At 70.4% G+C, this 15,280-nt stretch carries 14 protein-coding genes and 1 riboswitch; of the genes, 7 read left to right on the top strand and 7 right to left on the bottom strand.

Features of this window, described 5'->3' with window-relative positions; all coding sequences use genetic code 11:
* Nucleotides 1-272: 272 nt before the first annotated feature.
* Together AB0O01_RS27200 and AB0O01_RS27195 are read left to right on the top strand one after the other, a co-directional pair.
* A complete protein-coding gene (locus AB0O01_RS27200; protein ID WP_365317336.1) occupies nucleotides 273-1,391 on the top strand; it encodes a metallophosphoesterase family protein in 1,119 nt (372 codons plus the stop codon).
* 202 nt (nucleotides 1,392-1,593) lie between these two features.
* On the top strand, nucleotides 1,594-2,469 hold the full coding sequence (locus AB0O01_RS27195; protein ID WP_365317334.1) for a hypothetical protein: 876 nt from the start codon (nucleotides 1,594-1,596) through the stop codon (nucleotides 2,467-2,469).
* A 249-nt stretch (nucleotides 2,470-2,718) separates the two neighbouring features.
* On the opposite strand, the gene AB0O01_RS27190 is transcribed toward AB0O01_RS27195, so the two are convergent.
* The 3 genes from AB0O01_RS27190 to AB0O01_RS27180 form a co-directional block, all read right to left on the bottom strand.
* Nucleotides 2,719-4,200: a VWA domain-containing protein gene (locus AB0O01_RS27190; RefSeq protein ID WP_365317333.1), complete on the bottom strand. Its 1,482-nt coding sequence runs from the start codon at nucleotides 4,198-4,200 to the stop codon at nucleotides 2,719-2,721.
* Between the two features lie 150 nt (nucleotides 4,201-4,350).
* Complete coding sequence (thiC, locus tag AB0O01_RS27185; protein WP_365317331.1) at nucleotides 4,351-6,150, bottom strand: phosphomethylpyrimidine synthase ThiC; 1,800 nt, start codon at nucleotides 6,148-6,150, stop codon at nucleotides 4,351-4,353.
* Nucleotides 6,143-6,332: riboswitch (TPP riboswitch) on the bottom strand. It overlaps the preceding gene by 8 nt.
* A gap of 482 nt (nucleotides 6,333-6,814) precedes the next feature.
* Complete coding sequence (locus tag AB0O01_RS27180; protein ID WP_365317633.1) at nucleotides 6,815-7,162, bottom strand: hypothetical protein; 348 nt, start codon at nucleotides 7,160-7,162, stop codon at nucleotides 6,815-6,817.
* Between AB0O01_RS27180 and AB0O01_RS27175 the strand changes: the two genes are divergently transcribed.
* Nucleotides 7,061-8,521: a YibE/F family protein gene (locus AB0O01_RS27175; protein WP_365317603.1), complete on the top strand. Its 1,461-nt coding sequence runs from the start codon at nucleotides 7,061-7,063 to the stop codon at nucleotides 8,519-8,521. The two genes, AB0O01_RS27180 and AB0O01_RS27175, sit on opposite strands and share 102 nt — an antisense overlap.
* A gap of 316 nt (nucleotides 8,522-8,837) precedes the next feature.
* Here the strand turns inward: AB0O01_RS27175 and AB0O01_RS27170 are convergent, their stop codons facing one another.
* From AB0O01_RS27170 to AB0O01_RS27155, 4 genes are all read right to left on the bottom strand, one after another.
* Nucleotides 8,838-9,284 carry an SsgA family sporulation/cell division regulator gene (locus AB0O01_RS27170; RefSeq protein ID WP_365317329.1) on the bottom strand — a complete coding sequence of 149 codons (447 nt, stop codon included), beginning with the start codon at nucleotides 9,282-9,284 and terminating at the stop codon, nucleotides 8,838-8,840.
* A 98-nt stretch (nucleotides 9,285-9,382) separates the two neighbouring features.
* Nucleotides 9,383-10,171, bottom strand: a complete 789-nt coding sequence (locus AB0O01_RS27165) for a helix-turn-helix domain-containing protein (protein ID WP_365317328.1) — start codon at nucleotides 10,169-10,171, stop codon at nucleotides 9,383-9,385.
* A gap of 787 nt (nucleotides 10,172-10,958) precedes the next feature.
* Nucleotides 10,959-11,171 (bottom strand): DUF5326 family protein, encoded by a 213-nt coding sequence (locus AB0O01_RS27160; RefSeq protein WP_365317326.1) that lies wholly within the window; start codon nucleotides 11,169-11,171, stop codon nucleotides 10,959-10,961.
* 173 nt (nucleotides 11,172-11,344) lie between these two features.
* A complete protein-coding gene (locus tag AB0O01_RS27155; RefSeq protein ID WP_355739285.1) occupies nucleotides 11,345-11,662 on the bottom strand; it encodes a cupin domain-containing protein in 318 nt (105 codons plus the stop codon).
* Between the two features lie 58 nt (nucleotides 11,663-11,720).
* Between AB0O01_RS27155 and AB0O01_RS27150 the strand changes: the two genes are divergently transcribed.
* From AB0O01_RS27150 to AB0O01_RS27135, 4 genes are all read left to right on the top strand, one after another.
* Nucleotides 11,721-12,098: a phage holin family protein gene (locus AB0O01_RS27150; protein WP_365317325.1), complete on the top strand. Its 378-nt coding sequence runs from the start codon at nucleotides 11,721-11,723 to the stop codon at nucleotides 12,096-12,098.
* 31 nt (nucleotides 12,099-12,129) lie between these two features.
* A complete protein-coding gene (locus AB0O01_RS27145) occupies nucleotides 12,130-12,621 on the top strand; it encodes a low molecular weight protein-tyrosine-phosphatase (RefSeq protein WP_365317323.1) in 492 nt (163 codons plus the stop codon).
* Between the two features lie 152 nt (nucleotides 12,622-12,773).
* Nucleotides 12,774-13,892, top strand: a complete 1,119-nt coding sequence (locus tag AB0O01_RS27140; protein ID WP_365317322.1) for a cystathionine gamma-lyase — start codon at nucleotides 12,774-12,776, stop codon at nucleotides 13,890-13,892.
* 382 nt (nucleotides 13,893-14,274) lie between these two features.
* Nucleotides 14,275-15,180: a LysR family transcriptional regulator gene (locus AB0O01_RS27135; protein WP_365317320.1), complete on the top strand. Its 906-nt coding sequence runs from the start codon at nucleotides 14,275-14,277 to the stop codon at nucleotides 15,178-15,180.
* Nucleotides 15,181-15,280 lie beyond the last annotated feature (100 nt).

Genomic DNA, 15,280 nt, shown 5'->3' with positions numbered 1-15,280 from the left:
GTTCCGAGGGCGTTCCCCGAGCGGCGCTTCCCCCACCGGACGCTCCCCCAAGCGGCGTGTCGCCCGATGGGGCCGTCCCGTCAAGGGGCCGTCGCACCCGGCGGAGGGAGGGCAAAGCCCGACCCAATCGGGGCGAAAGCCGCGGTGAACAGGAGTCTTGCTCCGATTCACCACCCCTGGGTCATCACATGGCACGATCCGCATTCCTATGATGGGCCCACGACACCGCGGGCCGCTGCGACCAGGCAGTCCGATGCGGTGCAGCGGCGGCGATGGTGGAGGGGTCGATGACTCAGGGGGCCGGTCAGGGACCCGAGGTGGAGCGGACGGCGACGTTGCGCGACTTCCGGGTGCCCGCGTACGTCCATGAGGCCGGCCCCTATGCCCCCGGCGCGCACCCCGCCGAGGCCCCGGCGCCGGCTGCCTCCGCCCCGGCCGCGCACCCCCTCGACGAGCCCGAGGGTTACACACCGACTCAGCGCGACCTGCCGGTGATCAACCGCGGCGACACCCTCCAGGTGACCGTCACCCCGGCCACCGAGACCGGCGCCGCCGAGCACCCCGACGCCGGGTCCGGCCCGCTGTATGTCGTCGGCGATGTCCACGGCTACCTCGACGAACTCGTCGCCGCGCTCCATGAGCAGGGTCTGATCGACGACGCCGGACAGTGGTGCGCGGGCACCGCCCGGCTGTGGTTCCTCGGTGACTTCACCGACCGCGGGCCCGATGGCATCGGTGTCATCGACCTGGTGATGCGGCTGTCCGCCGAGGCCGCCGCCGCCGGCGGCTACTGCAAGGCCCTGATGGGCAATCACGAACTGCTGCTCATCGGCGCCAAGCGGTTCGGCGACACCCCGGTCAACTCCGGCGCCGGAACCGCCACCTTCCAGGCCGCCTGGCTGCTCAACGGCGGCCAGAAGGTCGACATGGACCGCCTCCAGGACCACCATCTCCAGTGGATGGCCCGCCTCGACGCCATGGAGGAGATCGACGACCATCTCCTCGTCCACTCGGACACCACCGCCTACCTCGACTACGGCCGGTCCATCGAAGAAGTCAACGACACCGTCCGCGAGACCCTCACCCGCAACGATCCGGACGAAGTCTGGGACCTCTTCCGCAAGTTCACCAAGCGCTTCTCCTTCCGCGACGAGGGCGGCGCCGACGCCGTTCGCTCCCTGCTCGATACGTACGGCGGCACCCGTATCGTTCATGGCCACAGCCCGATTCCGTATCTGCTGGGCGAAGTGGGTTCCGAGGAGGGTGAGGACGAGTCCCGGCCCGCGGTCGAGGGGCCGCACCTCTACGCCGGTGGCCTCGCCATCGCCATGGACGGCGGAGTCACCATGGCCGGAAAGCTGCTGGTACAGCAACTTCCCCTGCATGGCTGACGTTTTCCGGGGCAGGCGACCCCTCCCAACCGTCCCACCGGAACGGCGTGCGACCGCGCGGAACACAGGGCAATTTCGGTAAACCCCCTGTCACCGTGTGCCGTCGCCGCTCTACCATCGGCTTATCCGTAGCAGGCTCCCCTCCGTTTCTGCCCGACGGCTCGTCCGCATGCGAGCCCCAAGCCCTACGGAGCATCGGGGGATGCACATGAACAGCGTTCCGCAGCACCTGCTGAGCGAGGACCGCCAAGAGTACGAGCGGATCCTCGATGAGGCGCTGCGCTCCGCACCACACCGTCCGGAGCTGGCATCGGTCGGCCAGCGGCTCAACCCGGAACAACTGCGCACCATGGCACTCAACGCCACGGCCCAGATAACGACCGCCGCGGCGATCGAGTACCAGCACTATGTGAAGGTCCGCGAGGATCTGCGCCACCCGGCGCCGTCCGCCGCCCCGTCACCCCTCCATGACTCCGGCTCCCACGAGCCGGGTCCGGGTTCGGGTTCGGTGGGGCTCGCCACCACGGTGGGAGAGGTCGGCGAGGCCGCCGGCGCCGGTGTCGTCGCCGTCGTCGCGGTGCTGGCTCCCGTCCTCGCCGGTACGGCCGCGGCGATCTTTCTGCTGGTCGGATACCTCCTCAGAATGGTCGCGCCCGATCTGACGTTCGGCGAGACCCTGCTCACCACGGGCTGGGTCTTCGGCGGGGTGACCGCCGTGGCGATCCTGATCGCCGCCGTCGGACTGCTGATCACCGCCCTGCGCAACCGGCCGTCGAGGGAGAGCGGTCCCTACGGCGAACCGGGTGGGGAGGTGGCACGGGCCAGGGAAGCCTGGCGCGATGCGCTGCTGGAGCGCGGCATCATGCCGTTCCTGCGCGACCAGCTCGCCACCGCTCCCGGACCGGCGGCCATGCACAGTACGACGCCGTCCGCACCGCGCGGTCGGATGCCGCACCTGGGCTACGACCGCCCCGGCTTCACCAGCCCCGGCGACGGTTCCCCGGGCTCCCGCCCGAGGTTCAGCAGCCCGGACTACACCAGCCCGGACTTCGGGGGACCGGAGCACAAGCCGGAGTAGTCCCGCCCCGCGTCGCCTGCGCTCCCGCACGGACGCCGGCGGACCGGAACCGAGCGGTACACCCGCCGACGAGGGCGGGCACCGCCCGGCGACAGTCCTCACGGCGCGCCGTGACGGGGGCGTGTGTGTGAGCGGCACACACGGCACAGGGGCGTGGCGGGTGAGCGGCACGGGTGAGCGGGCCCTGCGGAAGGTGCCCCCGTAGCAGGTGCCCCCGTGGGAGATGCCCCCGTGGGAGGTGCGCTCCCTTCAGAGGATCCCGGCGCGGCGCGCGGCCGTGATCCAGCTCGGGAACTCCGACAGCAACCGGTCGTACAGCTCCGCGTCGGGGACCGAGCTGATGTCGTCCACGGCGAAGAAGCCGACGTTGTCGACCCGGCGGCCGGACAGGGTGTCGAACCGCTCCAGCACCCCGTAGTTGGCCTTTCCCAGTCCCACGAACTGCCAGAAGACCGGCTCCTCCACCGCCTCCCGCAGCTCTCTCTCGATCTGGTCGTTGCGATAGACCCCGCCGTCGGAGAAGAACAGCACCAGCGTGGGTGCCGCGGCCGGATGCCGTCTCGCGTAGTCGCGTACCTCGGCGATCACCTTCTGTTCCTCGTTCTGGATCCCCACCGCCCGCATGTCCACCTGCCCCGGCTGGAGGCCGCGCTGCGGCTTCTTGCGCCCGAAGAGGCTCAACTGGCCGACCCGGACATGCAGGCGCAGCCACTCGGGCAGCTCCCCCAGCTTCAGATCGGGCAGCCGCGCGGGGTTCGACGCGAACGTCCATGCCTGCATCTCCCCGTCGTCGTCCAGTTGCGCCGCCACCGCCGCCATCCGCTCCACGACATCGGCGACCACCCCGCGCGTGTACAGCGGGGACATCGACCCCGAGGCGTCGAGCACGAGGATCACCCGTGCGACGACGCCCTCCGCGCCGTGTTTGCGCAGACTGACCGCCACCTGCTCCTTGCGCAGGGACAGCCGCTTGCGCATGTCGACGGGCAGCTTCTCCTCGCCCTTGGTGAGGCGGGGACCGGCGGATCCGGACGAGCCGGACGCTGTCGGCGCCGCCCGGGGTATCGGGGGCGGGGGCGCGGAGGCCGGTGTCCGCGGCGCCGGGGTGGGGGTGGTCGGGGTGGGCGGGGTCAGAGTGCGGGTGGTTGGGGTGGGGGTGGGCGCCGGGTTCTGCGGGGCGTGCTGCGAAGCGCTCTCCGGCTCGTCGACGCTGATCCCGAAGTCGGTCGCCAGTCCCGCGAGCCCGGAGGCATAGCCCTGGCCCACGGCACGGAACTTCCACTTTCCCTGCCGTCGGTACAGCTCACCCCCGATGAACGCGGTCTCGGTCGTCGCCGCCATCTCGAACCGGGCCAGCTCCGACGAGGTTCCGGCGTCCAGCAGCCGCAGGGTCAGCCCCGGTACCTGGCCGAACGTCCCGCCGTCGGCCGAGGCGCACAGCACGACCCGCTCGATGTCCGGCTCCAGCGCGCCGAGGCTCACCCCGACCGTGTCCGTCGACCCCGCCCCCGTCTGCTGCTTCCCCTGGTGGGTGACGGCTCCGGAGGCGTGGTGCGGCTGGTTGTAGAACACGAAGTCGGCGTCGTCGCGCACCCGCCCCGCGGCGGTGAGCAGCAGCGCGGAGGCGTCGACGTCCGGCACACCGGGCCCTCCGGACCAGCGCAGTTCGACCCGCACCTGCGCGGAGTCGACCGGAAGGTTGGCACCCTTGCTCAGCGAACTCGATGTCATTCCCCCAGTCTGCCGACCGCCCCGGGCCCTGGCGTCCCCCCTCCCGCAACTTCCGCGGCGGGACGGAACACCGGACCCGGCCGGTCGGCCCCAGTCATCGGTCACCGGTGGCTTGGTCGCTCAGCCGGTCTCAGCCCCGGCCCCGGTGACTCAGTCGGCGAGGGGCAGATACACCCGGTTGCCCGCCGCCGCGAACTCCTTCGACTTCTGGGCCATGCCTTCCTCGATCTCCGCCTTCGACCCGCCGTGTGCCCGGCGGATGTCCTGGGAGATCTTCATCGAGCAGAACTTCGGGCCGCACATGGAGCAGAAGTGGGCCGTCTTGGCGGGCTCCGCCGGGAGGGTCTCGTCGTGGAACTCACGGGCCGTGTCCGGGTCGAGGGCCAGATTGAACTGGTCCTCCCAGCGGAACTCGAAACGGGCGTCGGACAGCGCGTCGTCCCACTCCTGGGCACCCGGGTGTCCCTTGGCGAGATCGGCGGCATGGGCGGCGATCTTGTAGGTGATGACGCCGGTCTTGACGTCGTCACGGTTGGGCAGGCCCAGGTGTTCCTTGGGGGTGACGTAGCAGAGCATCGCCGTGCCCCACCAGGCGATCATGGCGGCGCCGATGCCGGAGGTGATGTGGTCGTACGCCGGCGCGACGTCCGTCGTCAGCGGGCCGAGCGTATAGAACGGAGCTTCATCGCAGATCTCCTGCTGAAGGTCGATGTTCTCCTTGATCTTGTGCATCGGGACATGTCCCGGGCCTTCGATCATCGTCTGTACATGGAAACGCTTCGCGATCCGGTTGAGTTCCCCGAGTGTGCGCAACTCCGCGAACTGTGCCTCGTCGTTGGCGTCCGCGATGGAGCCCGGCCGCAGCCCGTCACCGAGGGAGTAGGTGATGTCGTAGGCGGCGAGGATCTCGCAGAGTTCCTCGAAGTTCTCGTAGAGAAACGATTCCTTGTGGTGGGCCAGGCACCAGGCGGCCATGATCGAGCCGCCGCGCGAGACGATCCCGGTCTTGCGGTTCGCGGTGAGCGGTACGTACGGCAGCCGGACGCCCGCGTGGACGGTCATGTAGTCCACGCCCTGCTCGGCCTGTTCGATCACCGTGTCCTTGTAGACCTCCCAGGTCAGCTCCTCGGCCCGGCCGTCGACCTTCTCCAGGGCCTGGTAGAGCGGGACGGTGCCGATGGGGACGGGGGAGTTGCGCAGCACCCATTCGCGGGTGGTGTGGATATTGCGGCCGGTGGACAGGTCCATGACCGTGTCGGCGCCCCAGCGGGTCGCCCAGGTCATCTTCTCCACCTCCTCCTCGATGGAGGAGGTCACCGCCGAGTTGCCGATGTTGGCGTTGACCTTCACCAGGAACCGTTTGCCGATGATCATCGGCTCGATCTCCGGGTGATTGACGTTGGCGGGCAGCACGGCCCGGCCCGCCGCGATCTCCTCGCGGACCACCTCGGGTGCGACGTTCTCCCGGATCGCCACGAACTCCATCTCGGGAGTGATCTCGCCCCGGCGGGCATAGGCGAGTTGGGTCACCGCGGCGCCGTCACGGCTGCGGCGCGGCTGACGGGCGCGGCCGGGGAAGACGGCGTCCAGATTGCGCAGCCCGCCGCGCGGCGAGGTGTGCTTGACGCCGTCGTCCTCGGGGCGGACGGGACGGCCCGCGTACTCCTCGGTGTCCCCGCGGGCGATGATCCAGTTCTCCCGCAGCGGGGCCAGTCCCCTGCGGACATCGGTCTCGGCGAGCGGATCGGTGTACGGGCCCGATGTGTCGTACAGCGTGACCGACCGCCCGTTGGTGAGGTGCACCTGGCGGACCGGTACCCGCAGGTCGGGGCGGGTGCCCTCGACGTACGCCTTGTGCCAGCCGATGGACTTCCCGGCCTCCGCGCCGGACGCCCCGCCGGAGCCGGGGTCCTGGGTGGAGGAAGGCGTGCGTGTGTCCTTGATGGTCATGAGACCTACTCCCTACGCCGGCATTACCCGGTAACAGGTTCAGCGGTCGACGCAGCGGTGTCCGTCTGTCGGCGTTCCATGGGATTCATCACTCGTGGTGGCTGATGTTCCACGTGAAACATCGCGAAGACGAAGGTCAGCGCCCTCTCAGCCCGGTGCTCCGAGCTCCCGCGTGTACAAAGGTGCCCCCACGCTAGCGTCAATTCGGGCGCGGTGAACAGAGGGCCCCTGTCGTTCTTGCGATGATCGGTCGGTGACCACACCGCAGGATCCTCTCGTCCCTCCGTCCGGGCCCCCACAAGGTCCTCCCTCCGGGCCGTCGGGGCTGGCTGGGCTGTCTGGGTTGTCCGGGTTGACTGGTCCGTCCGGGCCCTTGGCCGGGCCTGCGTCCGGCGAGGGGTCTGGGGGTGGGGCCGGGGTCGTGCCGGGTGCGGTACCTGGGGCGGCGACCGGGATGGTGCCGGGGGCGGGGCCTGGGATGGTGCCGGGGGCGGGGCCTGAGGTGGGTTCCGGGCCGGATTACGAGACTGGTTCCGTGCGTCGGCTTGGGGCGCGGGATCAGGAGAACGGGTCTGATGCGGGCGGGCGGGGTCCCGGCGGGCAAGTGCCGCGGCCCGGCGGGCAAGTGCCCCGGCCTAGTGGGCAAGTGCCCCGGCCGGGTGGGTCAGTGCCTCAGCCCGGTGGGCATGTTCCCCAGTTCGGTGGGCCTCCGCCCCGGCCGCAGGATTTCGCCGGGCCCCAGGGGCAGGGCTTCGGGTCGGGGCCTGCCCAGGGCTCCTACGGGCCGAACCCCGGTGCCGGGCAGGGTGCCGATGACGGGTACGGCGGTCATGGCGGCGATCACCATCACGGTCACGGCCACCGTCACACTCATGGTCCAGGTCACGGAGACGACGGTCGTCGGGGTGACCTGCACAGTCACGGTCACGGTGACGGGTCCGGTCACGGCAGCGGCGGCGAACCCGGTGGCGGGAGCGGACCCGGTGGCGGTGGTGGGTCCGGCGGTGGGCACGGTCACTCCCACAGTCACGGCCCCGCAACCCCCGTCTCCGCCCATCTGCGGAAGATCATCGCCGCCATCCTCGTACCGTTCGGTGTGGCGGTGCTGGTCGGGCTCGCGGTGCTGTGGCCCGGGGGGGCCCCGGCGCACGAGCGGACCGGGGTCGGGTTCGACCGGCAGACCCAGGAGGCCACGGTCACCCAGGTCGAACAGGTCGACTGCGCCACGGTGAACGGCTCCGGCGGCACCCCGACCGGCGACACCTCCACCGCCGAGGGCTCCTCCGCCGTGCAGCAGGCGAACGGCACCTGCAAGCGGGCGACAATCCGGGTCGACACCGGCGATGACAAGGGCCGTACGTTCACCGAGATCGTCCAGCCCGACCAGTCACGTCAGTTGGAGCAGGACCAGAAGGTCGTGGTCGCCTACGAGCCGTCCGCGCCCGAGGATCTCCAGTATTCGGTGGCGGACATCAACCGGCGGGTCCCGATGGCCGTGCTCGCCGGGATCTTCGCGCTGGCCGTGGTGCTCGTCGGACGGCTGCGCGGTGTGATGGCGCTGGTCGCGCTGACCATCAGCTTCCTGATTCTCAACTTCTTCATCCTGCCCGCCATCCTCCAGGGATCGAATCCGCTGGTCGTCGCCGTGGTCGGGGCGAGCGCGATCATGCTCATCGCGCTGTATCTGTGCCATGGGCTGTCCGCGAGAACCTCGGTCGCGGTGCTCGGCACCCTGATCTCGCTGCTGCTGATCGGGGTGCTCGGTTCGCTGTTCATCGACTGGGCGGCGCTGACCGGCAACACGGACGACAACACCGGTCTCATCCACGGCCTCTATCCGACGATCGACATGAGCGGTCTGCTGCTGGCCGGCATCATCATCGGTTCACTGGGTGTGCTCGACGATGTGACGGTCACCCAGACCTCCGCCGTCTGGGAACTCCACGAGGCCAATCCCACGATGGGCTGGCGGGGGCTGTACCGGGCCGGTATCCGGATCGGCCGCGACCACATCGCCTCCGTCGTCAACACCCTCGTCCTCGCCTACGCGGGTGCCGCGCTCCCCCTGCTGCTGCTCTTCTCGATCGCGCAGAGCAGCGTGGGGACGGTCGCCAACAGTGAGCTGGTCGCCCAGGAGATCGTCCGGACCCTGGTCGGTTCGATCGGGCTGGTCGCCTCGGTGCCGGTGACGACGGCCCTCGCCGCCCTGGTCGTCTCCGCCGACCGTCCGGCGCCGGGTCGCCTGCCGATGGGACAGGCGGTGCCCGCAGGGCCTTTGGCGGGTCCGGCGGGAGAGGGGGCGCCTCCGGCCGGCGTCCGCCCGCCTGCCGCGCTCGGCCGCAGCGGACGGGGGCGTCGGCGGAAGCGGTGAGCGAGGAAGGCTGAGGCCATCGGCCGGTCGGTCGTCGCCTTTGACCGACCGGCCACACCGCGAAGAACAACCGCGAAGGACAGCGAGACGGACAACCGCGCAAGACAACGGCGAAAGACAACCGGCGAAGGGCGACTGAAGAGGGCAACTGCGACGGGCGACTGCGATGGGCGACTGCGAAAGAGCGACCTCCCGGAACACTTCGGAGAACCGTTCCTGCGTACCCCCCGAACCCCATCTCACCGCCACCCCGGTCCGTCCGAACCCCGCGCCCGGCGGCTGAGGAAGCGTTCCGCCGCCCCGGTCGCCGTATGGCTCAGCCCGTGCTCTGCTCCTCCGCGAGGATGCGGTCGAGGGCCTGGTCGAGATGGGCGTCGAAATCGGCGAGCGCACCCTCCTGGCCCAGCGGGACCAGCTTGTCCGTTCGGTCGAGGAACGCCACCAGCGGCGCCGCCGAGGAGCGGAACAGGGCCTGGTCGCTGCCGACCTGGAGCCGGATCAGGGTCTCGCCGAAGGTGTCCGCCTCGGCCGGGGCCACATGCACATCGCCCTCGCCGCACGGCCCGGCCATGCCGTCGACCAGCAGCTCACGGCCGAAGACCCAGGTCACGGGGGCATCCCCGGGCAAATGGAAGGTCAGTCGTACGGCATAGGGATCGGTGGCCTCGTAGCGCAGCTCCACCGGAATACGGAAGGACAGTTCCTCGGAGACGAGGAAGCTCATCATGACCTCTGCCTGAACGGTCTGTGCGGACTCGCGCATCGCCTACCCCGTCATTACCGGTGGACTGGCCGGGAATGGACCCCGACATTTCTTGGCATCTTGCTGAACGTACACAGCAGATCACAAGGAGTGAGTTTTCAGATACTGATAGAGAACGCGAGTGACCCCAGCAGGCGACCGATCTCGCCCTGGAGTTGACGGGTGGCGGGCAGCAGCCGGTCGGCCTGCTGGACGGGCAGGGAGATCGCGATCGTCGCCGCCGTGGTGCCCACCGTGATCGGGATCGCGGCGCACACCACCCCCAACGCGTATTCCTGCCGCTCCACGACGGGTTCCATGCGTCCCGTCCGTTTCAGGCGGCGCAGCAGCGCGTTCTCGTCACGCACGGTGTAGGGGGTGATGGTCCGCACCGGGTAGCGGTCGAGATGGTCGCGGCGGGTGTCGTCGTCGAGCTGGGAGAGCAGGCACTGCCCGATCGCGTGGGCGTGACCGGTCTCGTGGAAGCCCGCCCACTCCTGCACCGCCGGGTTGGCGGGGCTGTCGGAGACACAGTTGATCTCGATCTCACCCTCGCGGTACATGGCGTAGTACACGGGCGCACCGATGGAATCCCGCCACTGCGCAAGGGCGTCGACCATCGTGCTGCGACGTTTCTGCCGGGCCGCGCTGCCGCTGAGCCGCTCCGCGGCCTCGCCGAGGAAGAACAGGCCCTTGTCGCGCCGCAGATATCCCTCGTGGGCGAGGGTCCGCAGCAGGTGGTACGCGGTGGGCAGGGCGAGGCCGGTCTCACGGGCCAGGCGCTTGGCGGGGGCGCCGTGTTCGTGCCCGGCCACGCACTCCAGGAGACGCATCGCCCGCTGCACGGACCCGATGAGGGTCGATGGAGATGACGGCGGAGGCGATAGCGACGGGGATGGCGATGGCAATGGTGCTGATGGCGATGATGGTGGTGGCGATGGCCGCCGGGGCTGTGGTGCCTGCGGTGCCTGCGGTGCCTGTGGTGTCTGCGGGGAGGAGGTGGGTGTGTACGGCTGCGGTGGGGAGTGCGGCGGCCGGGTGTACGGGGGTGGCTGGGGGCCGGAGTCCGCAGGGTCCGCCGGTGGGCGCTGGGGTCGGCGCTGCGGCTGGCGTACCGGGGGTGTCCGGCCGCCGGATCGCAGCGGGCGGGGGCTGGAGGGGGCGGGCTGCTCGGGGGGTCGTACGCGCAGTGCCGGTGCGGGGACGGCCCGGACCGGAGTGATGGGGGTGCGGGGCGCGGGGAGCGCGCCCATGCCTGCGGGGGTGGTGTCTACCGTGGCCAAGAGTGGCTCCCGGAGCGCGAGAGGTCGGCCCGTGCGGGGAACACGGGAGGGGAGGGGGGTCACCGCTCGCGGTCGCTCCCGCGGCGGGCTCCGGACTTTAACCGTCCGCCCTGGCCGGAAGTCGGCTCCTGCGGGAAACTTCCCCCGCCCGAGGGACGCAATGAGAATCCGGTGGCCCGGTGAGACTCCGGTTGCCAAGTGAGACCCGTCACCCGGTTCGGCCGCGATCCGTCACCCGGGTCCGACGCGAACCGCCACCCGAGTCGGACGGGATCGACCACTCGGGTCGGACGCGATCCGTCACCGGGGTCGGACGCACCCCGGTCGCCGGGTCACCGGGTCACCGGCCCGCCGACGCCCCCACCAGTCGCCCCACGCCCCCAGCGCCCCCACCGAGATCACCCCCGCATGCTCACCAGTCGTCGCGAGACGAAGAACTCGAAGTGAACTTCCGTACGACGTAGATCAGTCCGCCGACCAGGGCCACGAAGATCAGCAGCTTGAAGAGCAGGCCGATCACAAAGCCGACGACGGTCGCTATCAGGCCGCCGAACACGACCAGAGCGACGACCGGCACCGCGATCCACTTCACCCACCACGGCAGTCCCGCGAAGATCTCTCGCATCGCCCTTGTCCTTCTCTCTCCACCCGTCGGCCGTGCCGTACCGGTCGGGCCCAGCCCGTCCGACGAGTCGTGTGATGTTCTGCCCTCGATGCTAGGACGGCCGGGGTCCGGGCGGGGCCCTCGCACCCCTTGTCCTCCCCTGACCGATCCCCTAGGGAATCCGGGGCACCGCCTCAGCCCTCCGGCGGTGAGAAGATCACCAGCACCCGCAGATCCTCGCTGATGTGATGGAACTTGTGGGCCACGCCCGCCGGGACGTACACCACGCTGCCGCGCGCCACCTGGGTCGTCTCCATACCGACGGTGATCGCGGCCCGGCCGCTGACCACGAAGTAGACCTCGTCCTGGTTGTGCGGCTGCTGCGGGTCCTGCTCGCCGGCGTCGAGCGCGTACAGTCCGGCCGACATGTTCCGCTCCCGCAGGAACTGCAGGTAGGCGCCATCATTGGCGGCGCGCTCCGCCTCCAGTTCGTCCAGCCGAAATGCCTTCATCGTTTTGTCGCCCTCACGCCCGTACTCGTAGCCGATCTGGTCTGCAACGATCAGACACATGAAGAATTTCGTAGTCAAGACGATCGCCAACGCGGGCGCCCTGGCGGTTGCCGTGTGGCTGCTCGACAAGATCACGCTCACCGGCGACAGCACCGGCAAGAAGATCGGCACACTGCTGCTGGTCGCACTGATCTTCGGCGTCGTGAACTTCATCGTGAAGCCGCTCGTTCAGTTGTTGAGCCTGCCGTTGCTGATCCTCACCCTGGGCCTGTTCACCCTGATCGTGAACGCCCTGATGCTGCTGCTGACCTCCTGGCTGGCCGACAAGGTCGACCTGAGTTTCCATGTGGAGGGCTTCTGGACGGCGGTCCTGGGCGGCCTGATCATCTCGATCGTCTCCTGGGCGCTGAACATGATCCTTCCCGACGGCGACTGACCCCGAACCGAGACCGAGAGGGCCGTACGGCATGACCTACCGCGTCTGCTTCGTCTGCACCGGCAACATCTGCCGCTCGCCGATGGCCGAATCCGTCTTCCGCGCGCGGGTGGCGGACGCCGGTCTGGAGGACCGGGTGGTGGTCGACAGCGCCGGGACGGGCGGCTGGCACGAGGGCGACCCGGCCGACCCACGCACGGTGGCCGTTCTGGAGGCCCATGGATATGACGCCGATCACAGCGCCCGCCAGTTCCAGGCGTCCTGGTTCGCCGACTTCGATCTCGTCGTCGCGCTCGACAGTGGCCATCTGAAGGTGCTGCGCCGCCTCGCGCCGAACGAGCGGGACGCGGCCAAGGTGCGCCTCCTGCGCGCGTACGACCCCGCCGCGGACGACGACCTGGACGTCCCCGACCCGTACTACGGGGGCATGGAGGGCTTCGAGGAGTGCCTTGAGATGGTGGAGGCGGCGAGCGAAGGGCTGCTCGCGGCGGTGAGAGAGAGCGCGGAAGGGCGGACGGGATGAGTGGTTCCGGTGGGAGTGGCTCCGGTAGGGGTGGTTCGGGTAGGAGTGGCGCCGGTGTGAACGCCTCCGGCACAGGCGCTTCCGGCACCGGCGATTCCGGTGCGGGTGCTTCCGGTACGGGCGCTTCCGGTACGACACGCCGAGACACGCCGATGGGAGACGGTACCCGCGCGGTGCGTGCCGGACTCCCGGAGCCGGTGCCGTACGAACCGACCCTCCCTGGGCCCGTTTTCGCCGCGCACTTCCATCTCCCGGGCGAGCCCACGGGACCGTACACCTACGGGCGGGACGAGAACCCGACCTGGACGCATCTGGAGCGCGCCCTCAGCGAGCTGGAGGCGCCCGGGGAGGACGGCGTCGAGACGCTCGTCTTCCCGTCCGGCATGGCGGCGATCTCGGCCGTGCTCTTCTCCCAGCTCCGCGCGGGCGACACGGTCGTCCTGCCGGACGACGGCTACCAGGCACTGCCACTGGTGCGCGCCCAGTTGGAGGCGTACGGCATCGAGGTGCGTACGGCGCCGACGGCCGGTGACGCCCAGCTCGACGTGCTCGACAGGGCCGGGCTGCTGTGGATCGAGACGCCCTCCAACCCTGGGCTCGATGTCTGCGACATCCGGCGCCTCGCCGACGCGGCGCACGCGCGCGGGGCGCGGGTCGCCGTCGACAACACGCTCGCCACGCCGCTCGGCCAGCGCCCGCTGGCCCTGGGCGCCGACTTCTCGGTCGCCAGCGGCACCAAGCAGCTCACCGGCCACGGGGATCTGCTGCTCGGTTATGTCACCGGCCGCGACAGCGAGGCCATGGCGGCGGTACGGCGCTGGCGGAAGATCGCCGGGGCCATCGTCGGCCCCATGGAGGCATGGCTCGCCCACCGGTCGATCGCCACGCTCCCCCTACGGGTCGACCGGCAGAACGCGACCGCGCTGGCCGTCGCCGAGGCCCTGCGCGACTGGCCGGAGGACCTCGGCGTCCGCTACCCGGGGCTGCCGACCGACCCGTCCCACGAAGTGGCCTCGCGGCAGATGCGGCGCCATGGGTGCGTGGTGTCGTTCACGCTGCCGTCCCGCGCGCGGGCCGAGCGGTTCCTTGAAGCGCTGCGCCTGGTGGACGACGCCACGAGTTTCGGGGGCGTGCGGTCCACCGCCGAGCGCCGGGGCCGCTGGGGCGGCGACGCGGTACCGGAGGGCTTCATCCGGCTGTCGGTGGGGGTGGAGGACGCGGAGGATCTGATCGCGGATGTGCGGGGGGCGCTGGAGGCGTCGGTGGGGTAGGAGGTTTCGGTGGGGTGGGGGGAGGTGTGGGGGTGGGAGGTGTGGGGGTGGGATGCGGGCGATGCAGCGGCGGGAGCGATGAGGGCGATGAGGGCGATGACGCCGAAGCGGCTGCGGCACGGTGGTCGGGACCGGGCCGGGGCCGGAAATCGCTCTTGAAGCTGTCTCGTGGGTGTCTCGCGAGCACAGGTGAAGGCGGTCCGAGCCTCCCCCCTCGTGGCTCGGACCGCCATCGGTTCCTACGCCAAGAACCGTGCGGACAAGGCTAGTTGACTCACTGTCAGTGTCCAATCACAGTAACGACAGCGGCCTATCGACAAATTTATAGTTGGGGACCCGCTCCCGGTGGGGAGAGTGGTGGGCGGGGAGGGAGGTGTGAGACATGGATCTGGCCTTGCTGCGCACCTTCGTGACCGTGCACCGGGCCGGCTCGTTCACCCGCGCCGCCGCGCTGCTCGGCCTCTCCCAGCCGGCCGTCACCTCCCAGATCCGCACCCTGGAACGGCAGCTCGGACGGCCGCTCTTCCTGCGCCAGGCGCGCGGCGTGACCCCGACGACCATCGGCGACGAACTCGCCCACAAGGCGGCCCCGCATCTCGACGCCCTGGTCGAGATCGCCGAGACCGGCCTCGACGACGAGTCCCTGCTGCGCACCCTGCATCTGGCCGGCCCCCCGGAGTTCACCGCGGAACGGGCGCTGCCCGCGCTCGTGGAGCTGACCGGCGACGACGGTCAGGGCTTCGCCCTGCGGACCTCGTTCGGCACCGCCGAGGAGACCCTCGAAGGGCTCTCCGCCGGGCATCACGATCTGGCCATCAGCACCGCCCGTCCGCGCGGTGCGCTGCTCACGGCGACCGCGCTGTGCGACGAGGAGCACGTCCTGGTCGCCGCCCCGCGCTGGGCCGAGCGGTTCGGCTCCGGGAACCCGCGGCACCAGGGCGCGCCCGCGCTGGAGCACCTTCCGGTGGTGGAGGTGCATGAGTCGCTGCCGTTCGTCTCCCGCTACTGGGCCGCCGTCTTCGACTCCCGGCCGTCCGCGTCCGGCACCGTGATCGTGCCCGATCTGCGGGCCGTCCTCGCCTGCGCCGCCGCCGGGGCGGGGCTCGCGGTGCTGCCGCGCTATCTGTGCGCGGAGGCGCTGGAGCGCGGGGAGGTGATCGCGCTGCACGAACCGGCGGTGCCGCCGCTGCGGACGTATTTCCTGGTGGTCCGGACGGGCACGCTGGCGATGCCACATATCGCGCGGGCGTATGAGTGGTTGCAGCGGGCGGCGGTGGGGTGGGGGTGACGGGGGCGAGGGCGGGGGGCGGCTTGCGGGGTGACGGGGTGACGGGGTGACGGGGTGACGGGGTGACGGGGTGAGCTTGCGGGGTGACGGGGGTGGCGCC

The sequence above is a fragment of the Streptomyces sp. NPDC093252 genome (genome assembly GCF_040683675.1).
Lineage (GTDB): Bacteria > Actinomycetota > Actinomycetes > Streptomycetales > Streptomycetaceae > Streptomyces.
Note: the sequence above shows the minus strand (reverse complement) of the source record. Positions and strands in the feature narration are given on the sequence as shown.